At 60.9% G+C, this 20,696-nt stretch carries 24 protein-coding genes, 1 pseudogene and 1 riboswitch; of the genes and pseudogenes, 11 read left to right on the top strand and 14 right to left on the bottom strand.

Features of this window, described 5'->3' with window-relative positions; genetic code table 11:
• Positions 1-18 precede the first annotated feature (18 nt).
• The 4 genes from CAF90_RS14100 to CAF90_RS14085 all read right to left on the bottom strand — a co-directional run bounded on the left by CAF90_RS14100 (position 19) and on the right by CAF90_RS14085 (position 3,233).
• Positions 19-960, bottom strand: a complete 942-nt coding sequence (locus CAF90_RS14100) for a MerR family transcriptional regulator (RefSeq protein WP_085606973.1) — start codon at positions 958-960, stop codon at positions 19-21.
• The gene (locus CAF90_RS14095; protein WP_085606971.1) at positions 960-1,922 is read right to left on the bottom strand and encodes a DUF523 and DUF1722 domain-containing protein; all 963 of its coding nucleotides are present in this window, start codon (positions 1,920-1,922) and stop codon (positions 960-962) included. Before CAF90_RS14095 ends, CAF90_RS14100 begins: the two co-directional genes overlap by 1 nt.
• 112 nt (positions 1,923-2,034) lie before the next feature.
• Complete coding sequence (locus CAF90_RS14090) at positions 2,035-2,250, bottom strand: TIGR02450 family Trp-rich protein (RefSeq protein ID WP_085606969.1); 216 nt, start codon at positions 2,248-2,250, stop codon at positions 2,035-2,037.
• Positions 2,247-3,233, bottom strand: coding sequence for an NAD(P)/FAD-dependent oxidoreductase (locus tag CAF90_RS14085; protein WP_007951687.1), 987 nt, complete (start codon positions 3,231-3,233; stop codon positions 2,247-2,249). Before CAF90_RS14085 ends, CAF90_RS14090 begins: the two co-directional genes overlap by 4 nt.
• Before the next feature lie 197 nt (positions 3,234-3,430).
• On the opposite strand from CAF90_RS14085, the gene CAF90_RS14080 reads away from it, so the two are divergent.
• Positions 3,431-4,333 (top strand): TIGR01777 family oxidoreductase, encoded by a 903-nt coding sequence (locus tag CAF90_RS14080; RefSeq protein ID WP_085606967.1) that lies wholly within the window; start codon positions 3,431-3,433, stop codon positions 4,331-4,333.
• Positions 4,334-4,346: 13 nt separating this feature from the next.
• On the top strand, positions 4,347-5,372 hold the full coding sequence (hemH, locus tag CAF90_RS14075) for a ferrochelatase (RefSeq protein WP_085606965.1): 1,026 nt from the start codon (positions 4,347-4,349) through the stop codon (positions 5,370-5,372).
• 159 nt (positions 5,373-5,531) lie between these two features.
• On the opposite strand, the gene CAF90_RS14070 is transcribed toward hemH, so the two are convergent.
• Positions 5,532-6,806 carry a uracil-xanthine permease family protein gene (locus CAF90_RS14070; protein ID WP_007951684.1) on the bottom strand — a complete coding sequence of 425 codons (1,275 nt, stop codon included), beginning with the start codon at positions 6,804-6,806 and terminating at the stop codon, positions 5,532-5,534.
• Positions 6,807-6,808: 2 nt separating this feature from the next.
• A complete protein-coding gene (upp, locus tag CAF90_RS14065) occupies positions 6,809-7,447 on the bottom strand; it encodes a uracil phosphoribosyltransferase (protein ID WP_007951682.1) in 639 nt (212 codons plus the stop codon).
• 165 nt (positions 7,448-7,612) lie between these two features.
• On the opposite strand from upp, the gene CAF90_RS14060 reads away from it, so the two are divergent.
• The 3 genes from CAF90_RS14060 (at position 7,613) to CAF90_RS14050 (ending at position 9,088) form a co-directional block, all read left to right on the top strand.
• Positions 7,613-8,170: a hypoxanthine-guanine phosphoribosyltransferase gene (locus CAF90_RS14060; protein WP_007951681.1), complete on the top strand. Its 558-nt coding sequence runs from the start codon at positions 7,613-7,615 to the stop codon at positions 8,168-8,170.
• 87 nt (positions 8,171-8,257) lie between these two features.
• Positions 8,258-8,737: a hypothetical protein gene (locus CAF90_RS14055; RefSeq protein WP_007951680.1), complete on the top strand. Its 480-nt coding sequence runs from the start codon at positions 8,258-8,260 to the stop codon at positions 8,735-8,737.
• Positions 8,738-8,800: 63 nt separating this feature from the next.
• Complete coding sequence (locus CAF90_RS14050; protein ID WP_007951679.1) at positions 8,801-9,088, top strand: PA4642 family protein; 288 nt, start codon at positions 8,801-8,803, stop codon at positions 9,086-9,088.
• Positions 9,089-9,162: 74 nt separating this feature from the next.
• Here CAF90_RS14050 and mqo read toward each other — a convergent pair whose 3' ends face one another.
• Positions 9,163-10,671, bottom strand: coding sequence for a malate dehydrogenase (quinone) (gene mqo, locus CAF90_RS14045; RefSeq protein ID WP_085606963.1), 1,509 nt, complete (start codon positions 10,669-10,671; stop codon positions 9,163-9,165).
• A 700-nt stretch (positions 10,672-11,371) separates the two neighbouring features.
• Positions 11,372-11,605 (bottom strand): hypothetical protein, encoded by a 234-nt coding sequence (locus tag CAF90_RS14040; protein ID WP_007951677.1) that lies wholly within the window; start codon positions 11,603-11,605, stop codon positions 11,372-11,374.
• A 190-nt stretch (positions 11,606-11,795) separates the two neighbouring features.
• Here CAF90_RS14040 and CAF90_RS14035 point away from each other — a divergent pair, with 190 nt between their 5' ends.
• Positions 11,796-12,380, top strand: coding sequence for a YajG family lipoprotein (locus CAF90_RS14035; protein ID WP_007951676.1), 585 nt, complete (start codon positions 11,796-11,798; stop codon positions 12,378-12,380).
• Positions 12,381-12,436: 56 nt separating this feature from the next.
• Here CAF90_RS14035 and CAF90_RS14030 read toward each other — a convergent pair whose 3' ends face one another.
• Complete coding sequence (locus CAF90_RS14030; protein ID WP_085606961.1) at positions 12,437-12,643, bottom strand: hypothetical protein; 207 nt, start codon at positions 12,641-12,643, stop codon at positions 12,437-12,439.
• Positions 12,644-12,837: 194 nt separating this feature from the next.
• Between CAF90_RS14030 and CAF90_RS14025 the strand changes: the two genes are divergently transcribed.
• Entirely contained in the window at positions 12,838-13,116 is a 279-nt protein-coding gene (locus CAF90_RS14025) for a hypothetical protein (RefSeq protein ID WP_007951673.1), read from the top strand.
• A 49-nt stretch (positions 13,117-13,165) separates the two neighbouring features.
• Here CAF90_RS14025 and CAF90_RS14020 read toward each other — a convergent pair whose 3' ends face one another.
• On the bottom strand, positions 13,166-14,329 hold the full coding sequence (locus CAF90_RS14020) for a 1-acyl-sn-glycerol-3-phosphate acyltransferase (protein WP_170929378.1): 1,164 nt from the start codon (positions 14,327-14,329) through the stop codon (positions 13,166-13,168).
• A 142-nt stretch (positions 14,330-14,471) separates the two neighbouring features.
• Between CAF90_RS14020 and CAF90_RS14015 the strand changes: the two genes are divergently transcribed.
• The 3 genes from CAF90_RS14015 to CAF90_RS14005 are packed head-to-tail and all read left to right on the top strand — an operon-like array spanning position 14,472 to position 15,584.
• A complete protein-coding gene (locus tag CAF90_RS14015; RefSeq protein WP_011335896.1) occupies positions 14,472-14,654 on the top strand; it encodes a CPXCG motif-containing cysteine-rich protein in 183 nt (60 codons plus the stop codon).
• A gap of 9 nt (positions 14,655-14,663) precedes the next feature.
• Positions 14,664-14,924: a putative signal transducing protein gene (locus tag CAF90_RS14010; RefSeq protein ID WP_011335895.1), complete on the top strand. Its 261-nt coding sequence runs from the start codon at positions 14,664-14,666 to the stop codon at positions 14,922-14,924.
• Positions 14,925-14,960: 36 nt separating this feature from the next.
• Positions 14,961-15,584: an SOS response-associated peptidase gene (locus CAF90_RS14005; protein WP_085606958.1), complete on the top strand. Its 624-nt coding sequence runs from the start codon at positions 14,961-14,963 to the stop codon at positions 15,582-15,584.
• 4 nt (positions 15,585-15,588) lie between these two features.
• Here the strand turns inward: CAF90_RS14005 and CAF90_RS29900 are convergent, their stop codons facing one another.
• Complete coding sequence (locus tag CAF90_RS29900) at positions 15,589-16,332, bottom strand: methyl-accepting chemotaxis protein (RefSeq protein ID WP_371857322.1); 744 nt, start codon at positions 16,330-16,332, stop codon at positions 15,589-15,591.
• Between the two features lie 114 nt (positions 16,333-16,446).
• Positions 16,447-16,641: pseudogene (locus CAF90_RS29895) on the bottom strand (HAMP domain-containing protein); the annotation flags it as partial.
• Positions 16,642-17,993: 1,352 nt separating this feature from the next.
• On the opposite strand from CAF90_RS29895, the gene CAF90_RS13995 reads away from it, so the two are divergent.
• Positions 17,994-18,812: a M48 family metallopeptidase gene (locus CAF90_RS13995; RefSeq protein WP_007956847.1), complete on the top strand. Its 819-nt coding sequence runs from the start codon at positions 17,994-17,996 to the stop codon at positions 18,810-18,812.
• A 44-nt stretch (positions 18,813-18,856) separates the two neighbouring features.
• Here the strand turns inward: CAF90_RS13995 and CAF90_RS13990 are convergent, their stop codons facing one another.
• Positions 18,857-19,441, bottom strand: coding sequence for a TMEM165/GDT1 family protein (locus tag CAF90_RS13990; protein WP_007956837.1), 585 nt, complete (start codon positions 19,439-19,441; stop codon positions 18,857-18,859).
• A gap of 88 nt (positions 19,442-19,529) precedes the next feature.
• Positions 19,530-19,652, bottom strand: a riboswitch (yybP-ykoY riboswitch).
• Positions 19,653-19,692: 40 nt separating this feature from the next.
• Positions 19,693-20,691 (bottom strand): class I SAM-dependent methyltransferase, encoded by a 999-nt coding sequence (locus CAF90_RS13985; protein ID WP_085606953.1) that lies wholly within the window; start codon positions 20,689-20,691, stop codon positions 19,693-19,695.
• Between the last annotated feature and the right edge of the window lie 5 nt (positions 20,692-20,696).

Genomic DNA, 20,696 nt, shown 5'->3' with positions numbered 1-20,696 from the left:
CGGTCTCTGTCTGAATCATTAAATCAATCCACGCTGAATGAGCACCCGATGCGCCGAAAGAGGGTCTTCGGCCAAGAGCAGATCAGCGAAATCGGAAGTCTTTGCGGACAACTCGGCGTGGTGAATGCACACCGTGGGTCCGGCAATCAGTTTTGGGCAGCTGACGCCATTCAACAGTTTCGGTAGCTGCGCAAGGCTCAGGGCTTTGCTGGAATACAGCAGTACGCCACGGGCTTGCAGGGTATCGGTTGCCAGTGCCAGCTCTCCGGCCGGCAGCGGCCAGTCGAACACCTGCACCGGGCAGTCGGCGCTGCTGATCAGCCAGGCGCAGAGCCACAGGTGCGGCTCCAGCGGTAAATCCGACTGATTGACCAGCAGCAGCGGCGCGGTGCGCAACTGACGGTTGTTATGGTAGATGCGTGCGCCAAATTTGCTGCGCAACCAGGCAAAAAAGAACACGCGCTCCATCTGCGCGCCGAACTGGCCCTGCCAGCGCTGTTCGAGATCGCTCAGCAGCGGCAGCAGCAATTGCTCGCAGAGTGTGCGTGGCGGATACAGCGCCATCGCCTGGTTGATGCTGTCGTCGAGGCTGCGCTCGTTCAGGTGAGTGACCGCCAGCAGGGCGGCCTGGCGCAACGGATGCCATTCGTCTTCCACCGGTTCGTTTAAAGCTTGCGCCGTGTCGAGCAGCGGTTTGACCTGGCTGACCGCAACGCCGCGATTGAGCCAGGTGAGGATGTTCTGAATGCGTTGCACATGCTCGGCGCCGTAAAGACGATGGCCCTTGGGCGTGCGCTGCGGAACGATCAGCCCGTAGCGTCTTTCCCAGGCGCGCAGGGTGACGGCATTCACGCCGGTCTGGCGCGCAACTTCGCGAATCGGCAGCCAGCCTTCGTCGAGGGCTTTCTTGAAGTCGGCGCCGAGGTCTTCACGGGCGCTGGTGTCGGGTGAGTCGTTCATCAAATGGCGTTTCGCAGGCTGAGGTTTTCCGGATGCGGTTGCAGGTACACCTGCTGCGCGATGTAGGGATCCGGGTGGAGGCGAAAGTGATGCTTGAGCAGCGTCAGCGGCACTACCAGCGGCACGATGCCGTGCCGGTACTGGCCAATGATGTGTTGCACTTCCTGTTTGTCTTCGGGGGTGATGACCTGTTTCAGGTAACCACTGATGTGCTGCAGGACATTGCTGTGGGTGCGGCGGGTGGCGCATTTTTTCAGCGCCGCCATCAGTTCACTGAAATAGCGCGGGCCGAGTTCGTCCGGCGCTGTCTGGCCCATGTTGCCCAGCAGATTGCCCAGCGTCTTGTATTGCACCGGGTTGTGGGCCATCAGCAGGTATTTGTAGCGCGAGTGAAATTCGGTCAGTGCACGGCGGCTCAAGCCCTGCTCGAGCACCTGCTGCCATTCGCGGTAGGCGAGCACGCGGGTGATGAAGTTTTCCCGCAGCACCGGATCGTTCAGGCGCCCGGCTTCCTCCACCGGCAGATTCGGATGCTGCGCACAGAACGCCTCGGCGTAAATGCCACGCCCGCCACCATTCACCGGTGCACCGTTGGCGTGGTAGACCTTCACGCGCTCCAGCCCGCAGGAGGGCGATTGCTGCATGAAGATGTAGCCGCAGATGTCACTGAGTTCCCCCGCCATTTTCTCGCCGTAAGCGGCCAGTGGCTGGGTGACGTTAATCGACGGATTGACGGTGCCGACCGCTTCAGGCTTGGCCGGGTCGCCCACAAGTCGAATCGGCTCGCGGGGAATTCCCAGACCGATCGCTACCTCAGGACAGACGGGAACGAATTCAAAATGCTCGGCCAGGGTGCGGCTGCACAGCCGCGATTCCTTGTGTCCGCCGTTGTAGCGGACCTCGGCGCCCATCAGGCAGGCGCTGATGGCGATTTTCGGTAGGGACGTCGATGAGTCGGACATGCAGCAACCTCGAATCTAAACCTGTACAGGCAAACTGATCTGTACAACATGACTTCAGCATAGATTCATGGGTGTACAAGTCAAATTGTTTGTATAAGTTTTTTTGAGGTTTTCAGCGCCAGCCCATTTTCCAGCGTGAGTCATCCTGCAGGGTTTGCCAGTCGCATTGCTCGGTACGTCGGGTCAGCACCGCCTGCAATTCGATCGTCAGCACCGTACCTTCTTCGTCGCGAAACAGTTCGGTCACCAGAAAATGCTTTTCACGGTTTTGCGGCTGGGCTGCTGTCCATTTCGACAGCAGCAATTTGCGCGGATTGATGCGGTTCACTGCAGGTGTTCGTGCAAGCGTCTTGCAGCCTCCTGACCACTGAGCCACGCCCCTTCGACCCGACCCGACAGGCACCAGTCGCCACAGGCGTACAGACCCAGGTCGGCGTCGGCCAGAGTGCCCCATTCATGGCTGCTGGCCGGCCGGGCATAGAGCCAGCGGTGGGCGAGGCTGAAGGTCGGGGCCGGCATGGCGCTGTGCAGCAATTCGGCGAAGGCGCCGTGCAACTGTTCGATCACCGCTTCCTTGGGCAAGTCGATGTGCTGCCGGCTCCAGGCGCTGGTGGCGTGCAGGACCCAGGTGTCGCACGTGGTGTCGCGTCCCGGTTTGCTGCGGTTGCGGGCCAGCCAGTCGAGGGCACTGTCCTGGACGAAACAGCCTTCGATCGGCGTATCCAGCGGGGTGTCGAAGGCGAGGGCGACGGCCCAGGTCGGGTCCATTTTCACCCCGGCGGCGGCACCGGCGAGTTTCGGCGCGGCGGCCAGCAGGGCGGTGGCCTGAGGCGCCGGCGTGGCGATTACGACGTGGCTGAACGGCCCGTGAGTGAAGCCTTCAGCGTCTTGCAGGTGCCAGTGTTCTTCGCCGCGATAGACCTCGGTGATCCGGCAGGCGAAGTGCACTTCCAACCCGTCGAGCAGGCCCCTGGTGATGGCGCTCATGCGCGGCGTGCCGACCCAGCGGGTCTGTTCGTCCGGCGACAGGTTCAGTTGCCCGCCATGAAAGGTGTAGAGCTGCGGTGCCCATTCGGCGACCCAGCCTTTGCTTTGCCAGCGCTGGACTTCGGTCACGAAGCGTCGGTCACGGGCGGTGAAATATTGCGCGCCCATGTCCAGCGAGCCGGCGTCGCTGCGCTTGCTCGACATGCGCCCGCCGCTGCCGCGGCTTTTATCGAACAACTGAACGGTATGCCCGGCATCCGTCAGGGCCTGGGCGGCGGAGAGTCCGGCGATGCCGGTGCCAATGATTGCGATAGGTACAGTCATAGGGGCCTCGTTTACCTTTCTGTACAGACTACGCCGTGGATGAAACCTGTACAATTTTGTTTTTTGGTATAACTTCCAGCGTTCTCGTTCTGACAGCTTGGCCTATGGTTAAACAATAGAGCCTGCCCGATAGAAAAGATCCCTGTTTATAAAAATAGACTAGTGATCGGGGTAAAACGCCACGCGAGGTAGAAGTCATGCACATATTGCTGACCGGCGGTACTGGATTGATCGGACGTCAGCTTTGCCGGCACTGGTCCGGGCAGGGTCATCGCCTGACGGTCTGGAGTCGTCGTCCGGAAAAAGTCGCGAACATCTGTGGCGCTCAGGTGCATGGAATCGCGCGTCTGGAGGACCTTGGCGACGAGCCGGTCGACGTGATCGTCAACCTCGCCGGCGCGCCGATTGCCGACCGGCCGTGGACCCATCGGCGCAAGGCGCTGTTGTGGAGCAGCCGGATCACGCTGACCGAATCGTTGCTGGCGTGGCTGGAACATCGCGGGCAGAAACCGTCGCTGCTGATCTCGGGTTCGGCCGTGGGTTGGTACGGTGACGGCGGCGAGCGTGAGCTGACCGAAGACTCGCCGCCGGTGATCGACGATTTCGCCAGCCAGTTGTGCATCGCCTGGGAGGAAACCGCGCAACGCGCCGAAGCGATGGATATTCGCGTGGTGCTGGTGCGCACCGGACTGGTGCTGTCGGCCGAGGGCGGCTTTTTGTCGCGCCTGCTGCTGCCGTTCAAGCTCGGGCTGGGCGGGCCTTTGGGCAATGGTCGGCAGTGGATGCCGTGGATTCATATCGATGACCAAATCGCCCTGATTGATTTTCTTCTGCACCGCAATCAGGCGAGCGGTCCTTATAATGCGTGCGCGCCGAAACCTGTGCGCAATCGCGAATTCGCCAAGACGCTGGGCAGCGTGCTGCACCGCCCGGCGTTCATGCCGATGCCGGCCCTCGCCTTGAAGGTCGGGCTCGGCGAGATGTCATTGCTGTTGCTGGGTGGCCAACGGGCCACGCCGAAACGCTTGCTGGAAGCGGGATTCACTTTCCGGTTCACGGATTTACGCGCGGCCCTGGACGATCTTTCCAGCCGCCTCTGAAATAGGACGTTGCATGACCGATCACGCCTTGCTTCTGGTCAACCTGGGTTCGCCGGCCTCCACTTCGGTGGCCGACGTGCGCAGCTACCTCAATCAATTCCTGATGGACCCGTACGTGATCGACCTGCCGTGGCCGGTGCGGCGTCTGCTGGTGTCGCTGATCCTGATCAAGCGCCCGGAGCAGTCGGCCCACGCCTACGCCTCGATCTGGTGGGACGAAGGTTCGCCACTGGTGGTGCTCAGTCGTCGCCTGCAACAGCAGATGAAGGCGCAGTGGACTCACGGCCCGGTTGAGCTGGCCATGCGTTACGGCGAGCCGTCGATCGAGACAAGCCTGTTGAAGCTGGTCGCGGCGGGGCATAAACGCATCACCCTCGCGCCGCTTTATCCACAGTTCGCCGACAGCACCACCACCACGGTGATTGAAGAAGCCAAGCGGGTGGTGCGCGAGAAGAAGCTCGATGTGCAGCTGTCGGTGTTGCAGCCGTTCTACGATCAGCCGGAATACCTCGACGCGCTGGTGGCGAGTGCCCGACCGCACTTGCAGCAGGATTACGATCACCTGTTGCTGAGCTTCCACGGTTTGCCGGAACGGCATCTGACCAAGCTCGACCCGACCGGCAATCATTGCTTCAAAAATGAAGATTGCTGCAAGAACGCCTCGGCGGCCGTACTGGCCACCTGTTATCGCGCCCAATGCCTGCGCACAGCGGCGCTGTTCGCTGAGCGCATGGGGCTACCGGACGGCAAGTGGTCGGTGTCGTTTCAGTCGCGACTGGGCCGGGCGAAGTGGATCGAACCCTACACCGAAGCGCGGCTGGATGAACTGGCCAAAAGCGGCGTGAAGAAGATTCTGGTGATGTGCCCTGCGTTTGTTGCCGATTGCATCGAGACCCTGGAAGAGATCGGCGATCGCGGCAAGGAACAGTTCTGCGAATCGGGGGGAGAGGAGCTGGTGCTGGTGCCGTGCCTGAACGATGACCCGCAATGGGCGAAGGCGTTGGCAACGCTGTGTGAACGGGCGCCACTGGCCCTTTGATGATCGTCGATGATTGATCGTTCCCACGCTCCGCGTGGGAATGCAGCCCGTGACGCTCCGCGTCACTGGACGCGGAGCGTCCCCAGAGGCATTCCCACGCAGAGCGTGGGAACGATAAGTGTGGGGTGATCCGCGTGGGAACGATCTTGAAGCCAAGGCTTAGATCAGCGGCTCATCCGCCTTCTTGTGTTTCCAGCTGTCATTGCCCGGCAGGATCAGGTTCAGCGCAATCGCCACCACCGCGCACAGCGCGATGCCTTTGAGGCCGAAGTCGTCGGGACCGGTGCCGGTGCCGACCAGCACACCGCCGATACCGAACACCAGGGTCACCGAAACGATCACCAGATTGCGTGCCTCGCCCAGGTCGATCTTGTGACGGATCAGGGTGTTCATCCCCACCGCCGCGATCGAACCGAACAGCAGGCACAGAATCCCGCCCATCACCGGCACCGGAATGCTTTGCAGCAAGGCGCCGAACTTGCCGATGAACGCCAGGGTGATGGCGAAGATCGCCGCCCAGGTCATGATTTTCGGGTTGTAGTTCTTGGTCAGCATCACTGCGCCAGTCACTTCGGCGTAGGTGGTGTTGGGCGGGCCGCCGAACAGGCCGGCTGCGGTGGTGGCGATGCCGTCACCGAGCAGGGTGCGATGCAGGCCAGGCTTTTTCAGGTAGTCGCGACCGGTCACGCTGCCGACCGCAATCACGCCGCCGATGTGTTCGATCGCCGGGGCCAGCGCCACCGGGACGATGAACAAAATCGCCTGCCAGTTGAACTCCGGCGCGGTGAAGTGAGGAAGTGCAAACCATGGGGCTGCCGCAATCTTCGCGGTGTCGACGACACCGAAATAGAAGGACATGGCGAAACCCACCAGCACGCCGGAAATGATCGGCACCAGACGGAAAATGCCTTTGCCGAACACCGCCACGATCAACGTGGTCAACAGCGCCGGCATCGAGATCATCATCGCGGTCTGGTAATGGATCAGCTCGGAACCGTCACCGGCCTTGCCCATCGCCATGTTCGCGGCAATCGGCGCCATGGCCAGGCCGATGGAGATGATCACCGGACCAATCACCACTGGCGGCAGCAGACGGTCAATGAAGCCGGTGCCTTTGATCTTCACGGCCAGGCCAAGGAAGGTGTAGACGAAACCGGCCGCCATCACGCCGCCCATGGTCGCCGCCAGACCGAACTGGCCCTTGGCGAGAATGATCGGGGTGATGAAGGCGAAGCTCGACGCCAGGAACACCGGCACCTGACGCCCGGTGACGATCTGGAACAGAATCGTCCCAAGACCTGCGGTAAACAGTGCCACGTTCGGGTCCAGGCCCGTGATCAGTGGCATCAGCACCAGGGCGCCGAAAGCCACGAACAGCATCTGTGCGCCGGACAGCACCGTGCGCCAGAGCGGATCGTTGAACTCTTGCTGCATGCTTACGCGTCCTTCTGCTTGGTGCCGAAGATCTTGTCACCGGCATCGCCAAGCCCAGGAATGATGTAACCGTGCTCATTGAGTTTCTGATCGATGGACGCGGTGTAGATGATCACGTCCGGGTGAGCTTTCTCGACAGCGGCGATGCCTTCCGGCGCGGCTACCAGCACCATCGCGCGGATGTCCTTGCAACCGGCCTTCTTCAGCAGGTCGATGGTCGCAACCATGGAGCTGCCGGTGGCGAGCATCGGGTCGATGATCATCGCCAGGCGTTCGTCGATTTCCGGAACCAGTTTTTCCAGATAGGTGTGGGCCTGCAGGGTTTCTTCGTTACGGGCAACACCGACGGCGCTGACCTTGGCGCCCGGGATCAGGCTCAGCACGCCTTCGAGCATGCCGATGCCGGCGCGCAGGATCGGCACGACGGTAATTTTCTTGCCGGCGATTTTCTCGACCGACACAGTGCCGCACCAACCTTCGATGTCGTAGGTTTCCAGCGGCAGGTCTTTGGTAGCTTCATAGGTCAACAGGGCACCGACTTCCTGAGCGAGCTCGCGGAAATTCTTGGTGCTGATGTCTGCACGGCGCATAAGGCCAAGTTTGTGACGGATCAGCGGATGGCGGATCTCTTGGATGGACATGGGGAAAGGCTCCGGCGGCGGGCAAAAAAACCGGCCTAGATTAATCTATCCGAGGGTGATGTCCTATAGGACATACAGTACGTTAGTCCACAAATGCTTGATTCGGCCGTGCGGGATGCGTACCTTTGCCCGCTTTTCCGAAACAGACCCCCCTTGGAGAGCGCCATGTCCGCTGATCTCGAGCATATCCGTCAAATCATGCGAGAGGCTGACTGCCTGTACACCGAAGCTGAAGTCGAGGCTGCCATTGCCCGCGTCGGTGCACAAATCAACGAACAACTGGCCGACAGCAACCCGGTGGTGTTCTGCGTGATGAACGGCGGCCTGATCTTCTCCGGCAAACTGCTGACCCATCTGCAGTTCCCGCTGGAAGCGTCCTACCTGCACGCCACCCGCTATCGCAACGAAACCAGCGGCGGCGACCTGTTCTGGAAAGCCAAGCCGGAAGTCTCGTTCATCGACCGCGACGTGCTGATCATCGACGACATCCTCGACGAAGGTCACACCCTGGGCGCGATCATCGACTTCTGCCGTCACGCCGGCGCGCGCAAAGTGCACACCGCCGTGCTGATCGACAAGGATCACGACCGCAAGGCCCGTCCTGACCTGAAAGCCGACTTCGTCGGTCTGCCGTGCATCGACCGTTACATCTTCGGTTACGGCATGGACTACAAAGGCTACTGGCGCAACGCCAACGGGATCTTCGCCGTCAAAGGCATGTAAGAACCCCTGAAAGATCGCAGCCCCAGGCTGCGATCTTTTGCTTTTAAAGACTGCTAAAGTGCTCGGCCCCGCCCCCCGGAGCCTGTCATGAGCCTCTTGATCCGCAGCTGCGCCGCCCTGTTGCTGACCCTCAGCCTGCCCTTGGCCGCCGCCCCGATGCACAGTCAATTCCTGCCGCCCGACGATCTGACCCTGCGTGATGCCGAACCCGAGCAGCAGCAACTGTTGCAGGTCACCGATTATTCAGTGGTGGTGGGGGCCCAGCGCCAGTCCAATCAGCAGCCGATCCCGGTCACCTCGCCATTGATGATCCGCCTCAAGGGCAAATCCCTGAACAAGGGCGCGACGATCAATCAGGTGCTGGTCAACTTCGATGGCGAAAGCAAAAGCCTGAAAAAACCGGTGTATGACGACAAGAGCAAGACCCTGACGCTGTTCTACCCGCTGGCCCAGTACCGGGTGGTGATCGATCTGTTGCGCAACGACACCGTGTATTGCCAGTTCCTGACCTACGCCAACGGCCACATCTGGGCCGATTTGCACACCGGCAGCACGCGCTCGCGTTGAGCCTTGTGCCTGCGCAGGGGTAAACTGCCCGCCCCGTGAAATGTCTGCGAGCTGGAGTCGGCAATGCGTAAAGATAAGAAGCAAGTGATTGGTGACGAGATCGGCGATGAGCAGATCAAGCTGTTCCTCGATTTTGAGCCGGTCGATGCCACCTCGCCGTCGCTGCACAAACTGGTCAAGGCTTACCGTGGCCTGCGCATCGACGATTTCGAGCGTTTCCTGACGTTCTTCGTTGCAGCCGGTTATGACGTGGACGGCAAGGACGAGCACGGCAAGACCTTCGTCGACCAGATCCGCGATCAGCGCAATGCCCCGGAATACATCGAGCTGATCGAGAAAGCACGCGGCTGATAGCCGAAGTTTTCCACAGGCATAAAAAAACGCCCCGCACTCACCGAGTGCGGGGCGTTTTTCATGGAGCCGAATCAGGCGTAGCTTTCGGTCTCGTTGCTGGCTTCAACCAGTTCCAGCGCGACGTTGTTCTGCGTGTTGATCTTGCGATACAGCGCAGCGTCGGTTTCCAGGACCTTTTCACGGGCCGGGAAAATTTCCGCCAGTTTGGCAGCCCACTCACCCTTGGCCTTGGCCGGGAAGCACTTCTCGATCAGTTCCAGCATGATCGAAACGGTCACCGAGGCGCCTGGCGAAGCGCCGAGCAGGGCAGCGAGGGAGCCGTCCTTCGCAGCCACCAGTTCGGTACCGAACTGCAGGATGCCGCCTTTTTTCGGGTCTTTCTTGATGATCTGCACCCGTTGGCCGGCCACTTCCAGGCGCCAGTCTTCGGCTTTCGCCTCGGGGTAGAAACGGCGTAGGGATTCCAGGCGCTGTTCCATCGACTGCATCACTTCGCTGACCAGGTACTTGGTCAGGTCCATGTTGTTTTTCGCCACGGCCAGCATCGGGCCGATGTTGCCGGCGCGAACCGACATCGGCAGGTCCATGAAGGAGCCGTGCTTGAGGAACTTGGTGGTGAAACCGGCGTATGGCCCGAACAGCAGGGATTTCTTGCCGTCGACCACGCGGGTGTCCAGGTGCGGCACGGACATTGGTGGCGAACCGACGGCGGCCTGGCTGTAAACCTTGGCCTGGTGATGCTTGACCACTTCCGGGTTGTCGCAACGCAGCCACTGGCCACTGATCGGGAAGCCGCCGAAACCTTTGCTTTCTTCGATGCCCGAAGCTTGCAGCAGCGGCAGGGCCGCGCCACCGGCGCCGAGGAACACGAATTTGGCGTCGACTTCACGGCTGCTGCCGCTGTTGACGTCCTTGATGCTGACGGTCCAGCCGTTGCCATTGCGCTTGAGGCCGGTCACGCGCTTGCAGTACTTGACCTGGGCATCGGGGGCGCTGGTCAGGTGCTTGAGCAACTGATTGGTCAGGGCGCCGAAGTTGACGTCGGTGCCGTTGATCACGCGGGTGGCGGCGAGCACCTGGTCTTTCGGACGACCCGGCATCATCAATGGCATCCACTCGGCCATCTTCGCCTTGTCTTCGGTGTATTCCATGTCGGCGAAGGCGTGGTGCTTGTGCAGCACGTTGAAGCGTTCCTTGAGGAACGAAACGCCTTTTTCGCCTTCGACGTAGCTCAGGTGCGGCACCGGGCTGATGAAGGATTTGCACGAGCCGAACGTGCCTTTCTTGGTCAGGTACGACCAGAACTGCTTCGACACCTCGAACTGGGTGTTGATGTGCACGGCTTTCTTGATGTCGACGGTGCCGTCGGCAGCCTGCGGCGTGTAGTTCAGCTCGCACAGGCCGGCGTGGCCGGTACCGGCGTTGTTCCATGGGTTGGAACTCTCTGCGGCACCGGAATCCATCAGCTCGACGACTTCCAGCTTGAGCGCCGGGTCGAGTTCCTTGAGCAGTACTGCGAGGGTGGCACTCATGATGCCGGCCCCAACCAGAACTACGTCGACTGCTTCGTTATGCGCCATTTAACGCGTCTCCAAAATCTGCAGCACCAAATTGTCGGCATGGCTGCCAGGCGTCCAGGGCAGGTCAGTTGAGCCCCGGGTATCCTTGGTCAGGTGTGCCATGTCCGAATCTTCGCAATTTTTCGCAACTTCGACGGATGCGTGCGGCCTGGCTTAAAGAGTCATATGAACTCATTTCGGCACGGGGCTGGCAATTCGACTTATGGTCGAGACATCCGTTTGTGCAACCAAATCCGTAGCGGACAGGCTTCAGGCTCCGGTAGTCGAGGCGTTCCCGTTCCTGTGTCGTTGGGCTGTTTCAGACGCTAATGGTGCATGTTCAGACGCAAAACTATTCATTTGCTCGCCACACTCTTGTGAAGTTGTGAAAACCCGTTTTTTTCACGCTCTTTTGAAGACGTGAACCTCAAAAAGGGCTGTCCGGGGCTGGCACCGTGCCCGAAAGGGCAAACAACTCAGTGGCCGAGCGTCATGACAGCTCTGCAGATTCGCGAAAAGCGGGATTTGCCAGGGAAACAGCAAGCACGCCAGCTTCACTCGATCTGTGTGGGCGGCTCTCTGTGGGCGATTTGGATGCCAATGCAAGCGCATTGACGCTGTTGCGGGGCCCGATCAGGAGACGTCCTTATAATCGGGGGGAGATTGTATCGAAGAAATGCGGGGAGTTGGTCGAGTTTAATGACTTTTATTAGGCATCCGGTCAGATGCTCAACATTGCCTGAGCACGTGCGCGTGGGCGCTGCTGTTCGACCCGGGCGCTGACTGGCAGAGGCTGGTGCAACCAGTTGAGGCGGATTTCCTCGATTTCGACCCAACCGTCACCCATCGGTTGCAGGCTGCATTGCTTGAAGGCCTGGCAATGGCCGTTGCGGTCGAGCAGGGCGAAGCTGCGGTGCAGCGGGCGTGGGGCGAACAACGAGATCAGATAGCGCATGGCAGTGTTCCTTTTGGGGATCTGTGAGGAAGATTGTCAAAAGGCCGTGACGCGAACGTGTATGGGGGGTGAAGAATGTGTGACAGGAACCGCTGGCAGCGGGGTTTGTCTGACATTTCAGTGCTGGTGACCCACAGTGGCCCACCGCTATACTGCCGGCCTGTCTGTGCCTGATTCTGGAGAGAAGAGCATGTTGCAACGCCTGTTGTTCGGTTTGATCACTGTGACCAGTTTGACCCTGGTTGGCTGCGCCCACAGCCCGCAACAACTGAGCCCGGAACCGAAGCTGACCACTCAGCTGGCACCGGTCGGTCACGGCCAGCCTGTCGTGGTCCGCGTGGTCGACGGTCGTCCGTCGCCAACCCTCGGTACCCGTGGCGGCCTGTACCCGGAAACCAGCGCCATCACCGTGCAGCGCGAGCAGATCCTGCCGAAGTTGCAGGCCCAGGCCGAAGCGGCCGTGCGTCTGCTCGGGTTCACCCCGACCAACAACGCCCCCAATGCACCGCAGTTGACCGTGACGTTGGCCGAATTGAAATACCAGTCGCCCAAAGAAGGCATGTACGTGACTGAAGCCACCATCGGCGCGACCTTCCGCTCCGACGTGCAGAACGCTAACCGTCGCTACAGCGGCCGTTACGGTGCCTCGCTGGACCAGCGTTTCGGCATGGCGCCGAACCAGGAAACCAACACCAAACTGGTCAGCGATGTGCTGAGCGATGCGCTGACCCGTCTGTTCAAGGATCCGACCGTGGGTCAGGTCCTCGCCGAGTAAGTGTCCGGTTGATGTGAAAAAGCCCGGGGCCAGTGATGGCTCCGGGCTTTTTTCGTTCAGGCGGCCTGGGAATAGAAGTCGAGGACGCTGACGCCGGTCAGCAGGTCGGTCTCGGGCAAGTCCGCATGCTGGTGCCCGCCGAGGGCGCAGTACACCAGCCAGTGACGGTCCTGAACATTGAAGGCCAGGCTGCCGACGAGGTTCTGCTGTTCGTCGGACGGGGAGATGAGGTACAGGCGATCCTGGTTTTCAGCGTGAAGCATGTCGCGTTCCGTGTCGGTTTCGAGGCGCGCAGGGTGACTGAAACAAATGACGATGCCGTGACACAGGACAGCCATCGGTCGATTGAAGGGTTATTTGTCGCAAAGGCTAGGGCAGTGGGGGAGGGTTTCGGTAGAATCCGCGCCGCGGTCGTCGGTCTGGCGTTCGCCATGCCCGGTTTAGATTGAGGTCTGTGATGTCGCTGCACTTGATGACGCTGTTTACCGCCCATCCCGCCAAACTGATCAACCTGCTGGCCCTGCTGTTGGCCTTCCCCGGCAGTTGGCTGCTGCACGCGACCCGTCGCCGTGAACAACGGGCGATGGCCAGTATCGCGGCCCAGCGTCAGAGTCAGCCGAATCAGGAGCCGGTGCTCGATTGGGCGACCCTGCGCATGAACCGCTTCTTCTACCGCTTCGGTTTTGCCTGCCTGGGCCTGGCGCTGCTGGTGTCCTGGATCAGTACCCGCTTCTGAACGAAAAACGGCGCCCGAAGGCGCCGTTCTTGTATCCAGCCGGCACCGCTTACAGCGGCAGTCCAGCCTTGACCCGGTACTGATTGCGCACCGGCGTCGCATATTGCAGCACCAGATACGGACGATGCTCCTCGGGGCAGGCGTCCAGACGGTTCTGCCACTCTTCCTGGGCCTTGGCCAGTTCCTCGGCACCAAACACTTCGGCAGCCTTCGGCACGTTCAATTGCGGATCGGCATCGGCCCACTGCGCGTACGCCAGGTAATGCACCGGGAACAACCGGTAGCCACCGAGAATCTGCTTGTCCATCTCGACCGCCAACTGCTTGGTGTCCTCGAACAGTTCGGTGATCGGCGCGGCGAAGTTCACGTGCACCCGGCCCTTGTAGCCGGTGATGCCCTTGGCGATGCTTACGTCATCCTCGCCCGGCGCCTTGCTGTAGGTGCCGGTGGTGGCGCGTATGTACAGCTCGCGGGCCTTGGCCTGGTCGCACGGGTCGTATTCGTAGCTGATCGACACCGGGGTCAGGTTCAGTGACTGGATGACTTCGCCGAAGGGCTCGTCCTTGCGGCTCATGTGGAACATCTTGAGGATCGCCGACTCGGTACGGTCGTCGCCGTCCTTCGCGCGGCCTTCGGCCTGGGCGATCCAGATCGAGGCGCAGTCATTGCGGATCGAGTGGTTGATGTACGCCGACAGCAGTTGGTAAGCGGCCATTTTCTCGCGGCGCCCGGTGATCGAGCGGTGCACGATGAAGCTCTTGTTCAAACGCATCAGGTCGCTGACGAACGGCTTTTGCAGCAGGTTGTCGCCAATCGCGATGCGCGGCGTCGGCAGGCCGGCGTGGTACACGGCGTAGTTGACGAAGGCCGGGTCCATCACGATGTCGCGGTGGTTGGCGATGAACAGATAAGCGCTGCCAGACTTGAATTGCTCGACACCGGTGTAGGTCACGCCGTCGGTGGCGCGCTCGATGGTGTGGTCGACGTAGAACTCGACCTTGTCCTGCAAAGTGGCCACGGAGGTCACGTCGGCGAACTCACGACGCAGCCGATGGGCTATAAGTGGTTTGAGCATCCAGCCGAAGGCACCGGCAAAACGCGGGAAGCGGAAGTGGGTGAGGATATCTAGAAACGCCTTGTCGCCGAGCAGTCGCGCCAGTACCGCAGGTACTTCGCTGTCGTCGTAAGGTCGGATGGCATCGAATTCGCCCATCATGCTCTCTTGTTGGAAACGGCTAGGGTAAGTAAAGGTTTTGATCGAAAACCAACGGGGCACGGTCTGAAAAAGTAGCCAGACAAAAATAGCCCTGCAAATAGACCGGCGATTATACGCACAAGTCACCCGGGAGACCGCGATGCTGGAAAGCGCAGTATATGAATGTCCGTATTGTGGTGAAGAGGTCGAGACGACCGTGGATCTCTCCGCTGGCGACCAGACCTATATCGAAGACTGTCAGGTGTGCTGTCGGCCGATCACCTTTGTGTTGCAGGTCCACGGAGAGGATTGGTTTCTGGAAGTCTTCAGCGAAAACGAGTGAGGCGCGCCCATGCAGCGAATCTACGAGCCGGAAAACCTGATGGAAGGCGAAATGCTCAAGGGCATGCTCGCCAGCGAAGGCATCGAGGCGCATCTGGTCGGGCGCGATCTGCTGGGCGGCACGGGCGAGTTGCCGATCTTCGGTCTGCTGGGCTTGTCGGTCGATAACGACCAGGCCGAATACGCCCGCGAGCTGATCAGTGCGTACAATGCCGCGCTGCCGCTGCCCGGCGATGAACCGGACAGTTATCCCGGGACGCTGGTCTGTTAGGCTGGCGTTCGTTTTATTTGTGAGTCGTGCTGCCCCATGTGTGGACGTTATGCCCTGTTTCGCTGGAACCGCGATTTCGCGAACCTGCCCGGTTTTCCTGCCGATCAGCAGGCGCAGTGGAACATTTCCCCCAACGATTCGGTGTTGATGCTGCGCGCCGAACCCGACGGCCAGCGCACGCTGGCTCGTGCCCGTTGGGGGCTGACACCGCCATGGCTGACCGACATGTCGCGCACGCCGGCCCACGCCCGGGCTGAAACCGTCGCCGAACAGCCGATGTTTCGCGAAGCCCTGCGCCTGCGCCGTTGCCTGCTGCCGGCCAACGGTTTCTACGAGTGGCGCGGCAACGTGCGCAAGCGGCCGTACTGGCTGACACCGGGGGAAGGTGCTTCGTTGTTTTTTGCGGCGATCTGGGAAGCGTATCCGGTGCAGGAACAGGTGTGGCTAAGCACGGCGGTGATCACTCAGTCGGCGGCCAGTCAGCGCCGGCCTTTGATTCTCGATGAGGCGGGGCAGGCGGCGTGGCTTGATCCTGAAACGCCGATGCATGTTCTGCAAGGCCTGCTCGCCAGCGAACCCGCCGCCTTGCGCGAGCGGGTGCTGGCGAACCTGGTCAATGATCCGAAGCTCAACGGGCCGGAGTGCCTGACTCCGGCCTGATCGGTCAGACCTTGAACTGATTGATCAACCGCCGCTGTTGCTCCGCCAGTTTGGTCAGATCCGCACTCGCCGAACTCGACTCATCCGCACCACCGGCCACTTCATTCGCCACCTGACCAATGTTGATCACGTTGCGGTTGATGTCGTCGGCCACCGCGCTCTGTTCTTCGGCGGCGCTGGCGATCTGGGTGTTCATGTCGTTGATCACCGATACCGCCTGAGTAATGGTCTCCAGCGCCTCCGCTGCCTTGGCCGCGTGCTGCACGCTTTCGTCGGTACGATTCTGGCTGTCCTCCATGACCCGCACCACGTCGCGGGTGCCCTGTTGCAGTTGCTGGATCATGCTCTGGATTTCTTCGGTGGCCTTCTGGGTTTTCTGCGCCAGGTTGCGCACCTCGTCGGCCACCACCGCAAAACCACGTCCTTGTTCACCAGCGCGGGCAGCTTCAATCGCCGCGTTGAGGGCCAGCAGGTTGGTCTGCTCGGCGATCCCGCGAATGGCGATGAGGATCGCGTTGATGTTTTCGCTGTCCTTGGCCAGGGTCTGAACAACGTCCACGGCCTTGCCGATTTCCACGGCCAGCACGCCGATCGAATTGGACGTATCGCGCACGATTTGCATGCCCTGACTAGCCGCCTGATCGGCGTGGCTGGCCGCTTGTGCTGCCTGGGTCGCGTTACGCGCCACGTCTTGCGCGGTGGCGGTCATTTCCTGCACGGCGGTTGCCACCTGATCAATCTCGGCCATCTGCTTCTGAATGCCGATATTGGTACGGATCGCGATGTCCGCCGTGTGCTCCGAGGAGTCGCTGACGCTCTGTACCGACGACACCACCTGCGTGATCATCCCCTGCAATTTGGCGAGGAAGGTATTGAAACCTTTGGCGATTGAACCGAGTTCGTCTTTGCGATCACTGGTCAAACGACGGGTCAGGTCACCTTCGCCCTGGGCGATGTCATCGAGCATGGTCACCATCTGTTTGAGCGGGCGGGCGATGCCGTGGCCCACCAGCCAGATCACCAGCAGGCCGAGGCCGGCAATGATCAGGCCGACCATGGCCATGCCGAAGGTGTCGGATTTGCGCTGGGCGTCGAGGTCGCCCTGGAGCTTTTGCAGGTCGGCCATCACCGCGTCGAGCGGCAGTTGCAGCATCAGTGTCCAGCGCGCGTCGGTCTGGCCGATGCCGAACGGCAGGTACAACTCGATCCGGCCTTGCTCTTTATTGACGGTGTAGGTCACTTCGCCGCGCTTGAGATTGGCCATGTTGGCAATCTGCTGGGCGTCGAGGATATCGCTGACCTTCTCGCCGAATTTGCTCGGATCCTTGGTGTAGGCGACGATCCGACCGTTGCCGCCGATCAGCGCCATTTGCCCGGCGCCGCTGTACAGCTTCTGGTTGGCGCCCAGAAGCATTTCCTGGATGAAGTTCACCGACAGGTCGGCGCCGACGATGCCCTGGAAGGCGCCGTTGAGCATGATCGGTTCGATAAAGGAGGCGAGCATGACGATCTTGTCGCCGACCTTGTACGGGGCGGGATCGATCACGCAGGATTTTTTGGTTTCTTTCGAGCACAGGTAGTACTCGCTGGCGCGCACGCCGGTGGACAGGACTTTCTGGTCGTCGACGTCTACCAGTTTGTCCAGACCGAGGGTGCCGTCGTCGTTGCGGAACCACCACGGCAGGAAACGCCCGTTGGCGGCGTCGATGCCGACCACACTGGTGCCGACGTAGGCCGAATCGTTGTGGTCCAGCGCGTTCTTTTCCCAACCGATGTAGGTGCCGAGAATCTTCGGGTTCTTCTCGACGTTTTCCTTGATCAGGCTGATCAGTTGCTCACGGCTGACGGTCAGTCGCGGCTGGCCATCGGCCCCCGGCGTGCCGAGCAGGGCGTTGACGCGTACCAGTCCGCCGGCAATCAACAGTGGCGCTTCCAGTTCACGCTGGATCTGGCTGACCTGGGTCTGCGCCAGCGATGTCAGGCGCTGTTCGATGACTTGCTCGAACTGGGCCTGGGTCCGTTGCTGGACCATCTCCTGGGTGCGGGCACCGGAGAACAGCGCGTACAGCACCAGCGCGGCGACTACGCTGAGTACGATGGCGCCGGCCAGGGCGGCCACGGAAAACTGGATCGACTTGAACTTCATGGGAGCTCCGCACGCGAGAGGACGTCTGCGCTGCTGTATCGGCAGCCACAATTGCGCCATGAGGTGCGGAGCAAGTAATTGCAGTCGGATGTCGCAAATGGATCAGTGCGCGACGCAGTTGCAGCGGGCGCGGCGGTGGATGTGAATTTTTTCCTGCAGGGCTGGCGGGCGTGTTCTGAAAACAGGTGCAACACGTCCGTTGTATCTGGCGTCGATACAATTACCCGCCTAGGATACGCGGCAGGTTTTCAGGGAGCTTTTGAATGAACAAGACATTGGTTGTAAGTGCACTGAGCGCGGCGCTGTTGCTGGCCGGTTGTCAGTCGGTCAACACCACCAGCGGCGGTGCCGTGGGCGTGGAGCGCAAGCAGTACATGTTCAGCATGCTGTCCTCGCAAGAGGTCGACCAGATGTATGCCCAGTCCTATCAGAAGACCGTGGGCGAAGCGTCCAGCAAAGGCGTGCTGGACAAGACCAGCAACGATGCCAAACGGATTCAGGCCATCGCCAACCGGCTGATCGCCCAGGCACCGAATTTCCGTCCGGATTCGGCGCAGTGGAAGTGGGAAGTGAACTTGATCAAGAGCGACGAGCTCAACGCCAACTGCGGTCCTGGCGGCAAGATCATTTTCTACACCGGGCTGATCGACAGCCTGAAACTCACCGACGATGAAATCGCCGCGGTCATGGGCCATGAAATCGCCCACGCCTTGCGCGAGCACGGACGTGAAGCCATGTCCAAGGCCTATGGCATCGAAATGGCCAAGCAGGGCGCCGGTGCGTTGCTCGGCCTGGGGCAGGACAGCCTGGCGCTGGCCGACACCGTGGCCAACTACGGCATGACGCTGCCCAACAGCCGCGCCAACGAGAACGAGGCCGACCTGATCGGTCTGGAACTCGCCGCGCGTGCCGGGTACAACCCGAACGCCGCCATCACTCTGTGGGAGAAGATGAGCAAGGCCTCTGAAGGCGCGCCGCCGGAGTTCATGAGCACTCACCCGTCTTCCAGCAGCCGCACGGCTGCCTTGCAGGCGGCGATTCCGAAGGTCATGCCGCTTTACGAGAAAGCGCCCAAGTCCTGAAACCATGATCGCTCCCGCACTCGGTGCGGGAGCGGTCTGCCGGATCAAACCCAGCCGCTGCTCTGCATCGCCTTGTACACCGCGACGATCGCCAGGATCAGGAACGCCGAGGCGGCCAGTCGACGGATCAGGGTCAACGGCAGTTTCTCCGCCGCAAAATTACCCGCCAATACCACCGGCACGTTGGCAATCAGCATGCCCGCCGTGGTGCCGATGATCACCAGCCACAGCTCCGGGTATTGCGCAGCAAGCATCACGGTAGCGATCTGAGTCTTGTCGCCGATTTCCGCGAGGAAGAACGCAATCAGCGTGGTCAGGAATGGCCCGAACTTGCGGGCGGTGCTGGCTTCATCGTCGTCCATCTTGTCCGGCACCAGCGTCCACAGGGCGGTGGCGGCGAAGCTCGCGGCGAGAATCCAGTGCAGGACCGAATCGGAGAAGAAGCTGCCGAACCAGGCGCCGACCGCACCGGCTGCCGCGTGGTTGGCCAGGGTCGCAGCCACGATACCGGCGATGATCGGCCAGGGTTTGCGGAAGCGAGCGGCGAGAATCAGCGCGAGCAGTTGCGTCTTGTCGCCGATTTCGGCCAAGGCAACGATTGCGGTGGGAACGAGTAACGAGTCCAGCATCAGGATTTCCTAAGGGGCGGGTCGACACGGCTATGACACGTACAGCCTTCCCGCCCCGGGTAAGGTGTGCGTGTCATAGGTCTTGTCAAACCCTGCGATCCGTCTGCTGCGGACGCTTGGGTCGCATACGCCATGATCTGAGGATCAAGTATGTTGACGTATGCCGGACGAGCTTGGCGCTCGTGGGAGACTACTCCCCTAGGACGGAGCGGATTCTGCCTAGGCAGAATCCATTCGGCAAGTGCTAATTTTCAGCCGCGCTTGGCCCGGTAAATCCGGAAACCATTGCCTTCGGCCTTGATCGCGCAGACCCCGAGATGCTCTTCGATCAGCGGTTGATACTTGAGAAAGCTGTTCGCTACCAAGCGAAGTTCGCCGCCGTTTTTCAGATGTTTGGCTGCTTTTCGCAGCAAGTTCTCGGTGGCGAAATAATCGGTGTGCACGCCGACATGGAACGGCGGATTGCTCAGAATCGCGTTCAAACCCATCGGTGCTGCGTCGATGCCGTCACCGGTCAGCACCTCGGCTTCCAGACCGTTGGCCGCCAGGGTCAGACGGCTGCTGGCGGCAGCGAAGGCATCAACGTCGAGCAACGTGACCTGATTGTGCGGGTAACGACGCTTGACCGCCGCACCGAGCACGCCGGCGCCGCAACCGAAGTCCAGCAGGTGACCGCTCGGCAGTTTGTCCAGGTGTTCCAGCAGCAGGGCGCTGCCGCGATCCAGTCGGCCATGGCTGAACACACCGGGGAGACTGATGACCTTCAACGGGCCTTCGGCCAGCGGCAGCTCATAAGTCTGCGCCAGGCTTTCCAGCGGTTTGGCTTCCGGAGCGTTGGCCACGGTCACTTGCCACAGCTGGCAATGGCGCGCGCTGTCGAGCTTGCGCGGCTTGCCGAACGGGTTGAGCTGTTTGGAGGCGCCTTCGATACCGCTGCGTTTTTCCCCGACCAGATACACCTCACGCCCGGCCAGACGCGAAGCCACGGCATTGAGGATGTAATCGGTCAGGTCCTTGGCCTTGGGCAGAAACACCACGGCGTTGGTGAATTCGCGTTCCGGTACGTTCACGCCAAAATGGCTACGCCCTTCGAAACGCGCTTCGAGTGCGGCCTGATCGCCGGCGTGCCAGCACCAGCCAAATGCATCGGGCAGGCGCCCCAGCAGATCATCGGCAGGCAAACCGGCCAGCAACACCGCCCCCTGGAATAACTCGGCCTGACGAAGCAGTACTTCACTGCGCGGATCCATAACTG

The sequence above is a fragment of the Pseudomonas sp. B37(2017) genome, assembly GCF_002112885.1.
Classification (GTDB): Bacteria; Pseudomonadota; Gammaproteobacteria; order Pseudomonadales; family Pseudomonadaceae; genus Aquipseudomonas; species Aquipseudomonas paraglycinae.
Note: the sequence above shows the minus strand (reverse complement) of the source record. Positions and strands in the feature narration are given on the sequence as shown.

What these genes read in the sequence shown, in the direction of transcription:
- CAF90_RS14100 (WP_085606973.1), bottom strand. Translation starts at nt 960, where the DNA reads ATGAACGACTCACCCGACACCAGCGCCCGTGAAGACCTCGGCGCCGAC.
- CAF90_RS14095 (WP_085606971.1), bottom strand. Translation starts at nt 1,922, where the DNA reads ATGTCCGACTCATCGACGTCCCTACCGAAAATCGCCATCAGCGCCTGC.
- CAF90_RS14085 (WP_007951687.1), bottom strand. Translation starts at nt 3,233, where the DNA reads ATGACTGTACCTATCGCAATCATTGGCACCGGCATCGCCGGACTCTCC.
- CAF90_RS14080 (WP_085606967.1), top strand. Translation starts at nt 3,431, where the DNA reads ATGCACATATTGCTGACCGGCGGTACTGGATTGATCGGACGTCAGCTT.
- hemH (WP_085606965.1), top strand. Translation starts at nt 4,347, where the DNA reads ATGACCGATCACGCCTTGCTTCTGGTCAACCTGGGTTCGCCGGCCTCC.
- CAF90_RS14070 (WP_007951684.1), bottom strand. Translation starts at nt 6,806, where the DNA reads ATGCAGCAAGAGTTCAACGATCCGCTCTGGCGCACGGTGCTGTCCGGC.
- upp (WP_007951682.1), bottom strand. Translation starts at nt 7,447, where the DNA reads ATGTCCATCCAAGAGATCCGCCATCCGCTGATCCGTCACAAACTTGGC.
- CAF90_RS14060 (WP_007951681.1), top strand. Translation starts at nt 7,613, where the DNA reads ATGTCCGCTGATCTCGAGCATATCCGTCAAATCATGCGAGAGGCTGAC.
- CAF90_RS14055 (WP_007951680.1), top strand. Translation starts at nt 8,258, where the DNA reads ATGAGCCTCTTGATCCGCAGCTGCGCCGCCCTGTTGCTGACCCTCAGC.
- CAF90_RS14050 (WP_007951679.1), top strand. Translation starts at nt 8,801, where the DNA reads ATGCGTAAAGATAAGAAGCAAGTGATTGGTGACGAGATCGGCGATGAG.
- mqo (WP_085606963.1), bottom strand. Translation starts at nt 10,671, where the DNA reads ATGGCGCATAACGAAGCAGTCGACGTAGTTCTGGTTGGGGCCGGCATC.
- CAF90_RS14040 (WP_007951677.1), bottom strand. Translation starts at nt 11,605, where the DNA reads ATGCGCTATCTGATCTCGTTGTTCGCCCCACGCCCGCTGCACCGCAGC.
- CAF90_RS14035 (WP_007951676.1), top strand. Translation starts at nt 11,796, where the DNA reads ATGTTGCAACGCCTGTTGTTCGGTTTGATCACTGTGACCAGTTTGACC.
- CAF90_RS14030 (WP_085606961.1), bottom strand. Translation starts at nt 12,643, where the DNA reads ATGCTTCACGCTGAAAACCAGGATCGCCTGTACCTCATCTCCCCGTCC.
- CAF90_RS14025 (WP_007951673.1), top strand. Translation starts at nt 12,838, where the DNA reads ATGTCGCTGCACTTGATGACGCTGTTTACCGCCCATCCCGCCAAACTG.
- CAF90_RS14020 (WP_170929378.1), bottom strand. Translation starts at nt 14,329, where the DNA reads ATGGGCGAATTCGATGCCATCCGACCTTACGACGACAGCGAAGTACCT.
- CAF90_RS14015 (WP_011335896.1), top strand. Translation starts at nt 14,472, where the DNA reads ATGCTGGAAAGCGCAGTATATGAATGTCCGTATTGTGGTGAAGAGGTC.
- CAF90_RS14010 (WP_011335895.1), top strand. Translation starts at nt 14,664, where the DNA reads ATGCAGCGAATCTACGAGCCGGAAAACCTGATGGAAGGCGAAATGCTC.
- CAF90_RS14005 (WP_085606958.1), top strand. Translation starts at nt 14,961, where the DNA reads ATGTGTGGACGTTATGCCCTGTTTCGCTGGAACCGCGATTTCGCGAAC.
- CAF90_RS29900 (WP_371857322.1), bottom strand. Translation starts at nt 16,332, where the DNA reads ATGGCCGAGATTGATCAGGTGGCAACCGCCGTGCAGGAAATGACCGCC.
- CAF90_RS13995 (WP_007956847.1), top strand. Translation starts at nt 17,994, where the DNA reads ATGAACAAGACATTGGTTGTAAGTGCACTGAGCGCGGCGCTGTTGCTG.
- CAF90_RS13990 (WP_007956837.1), bottom strand. Translation starts at nt 19,441, where the DNA reads ATGCTGGACTCGTTACTCGTTCCCACCGCAATCGTTGCCTTGGCCGAA.
- CAF90_RS13985 (WP_085606953.1), bottom strand. Translation starts at nt 20,691, where the DNA reads ATGGATCCGCGCAGTGAAGTACTGCTTCGTCAGGCCGAGTTATTCCAG.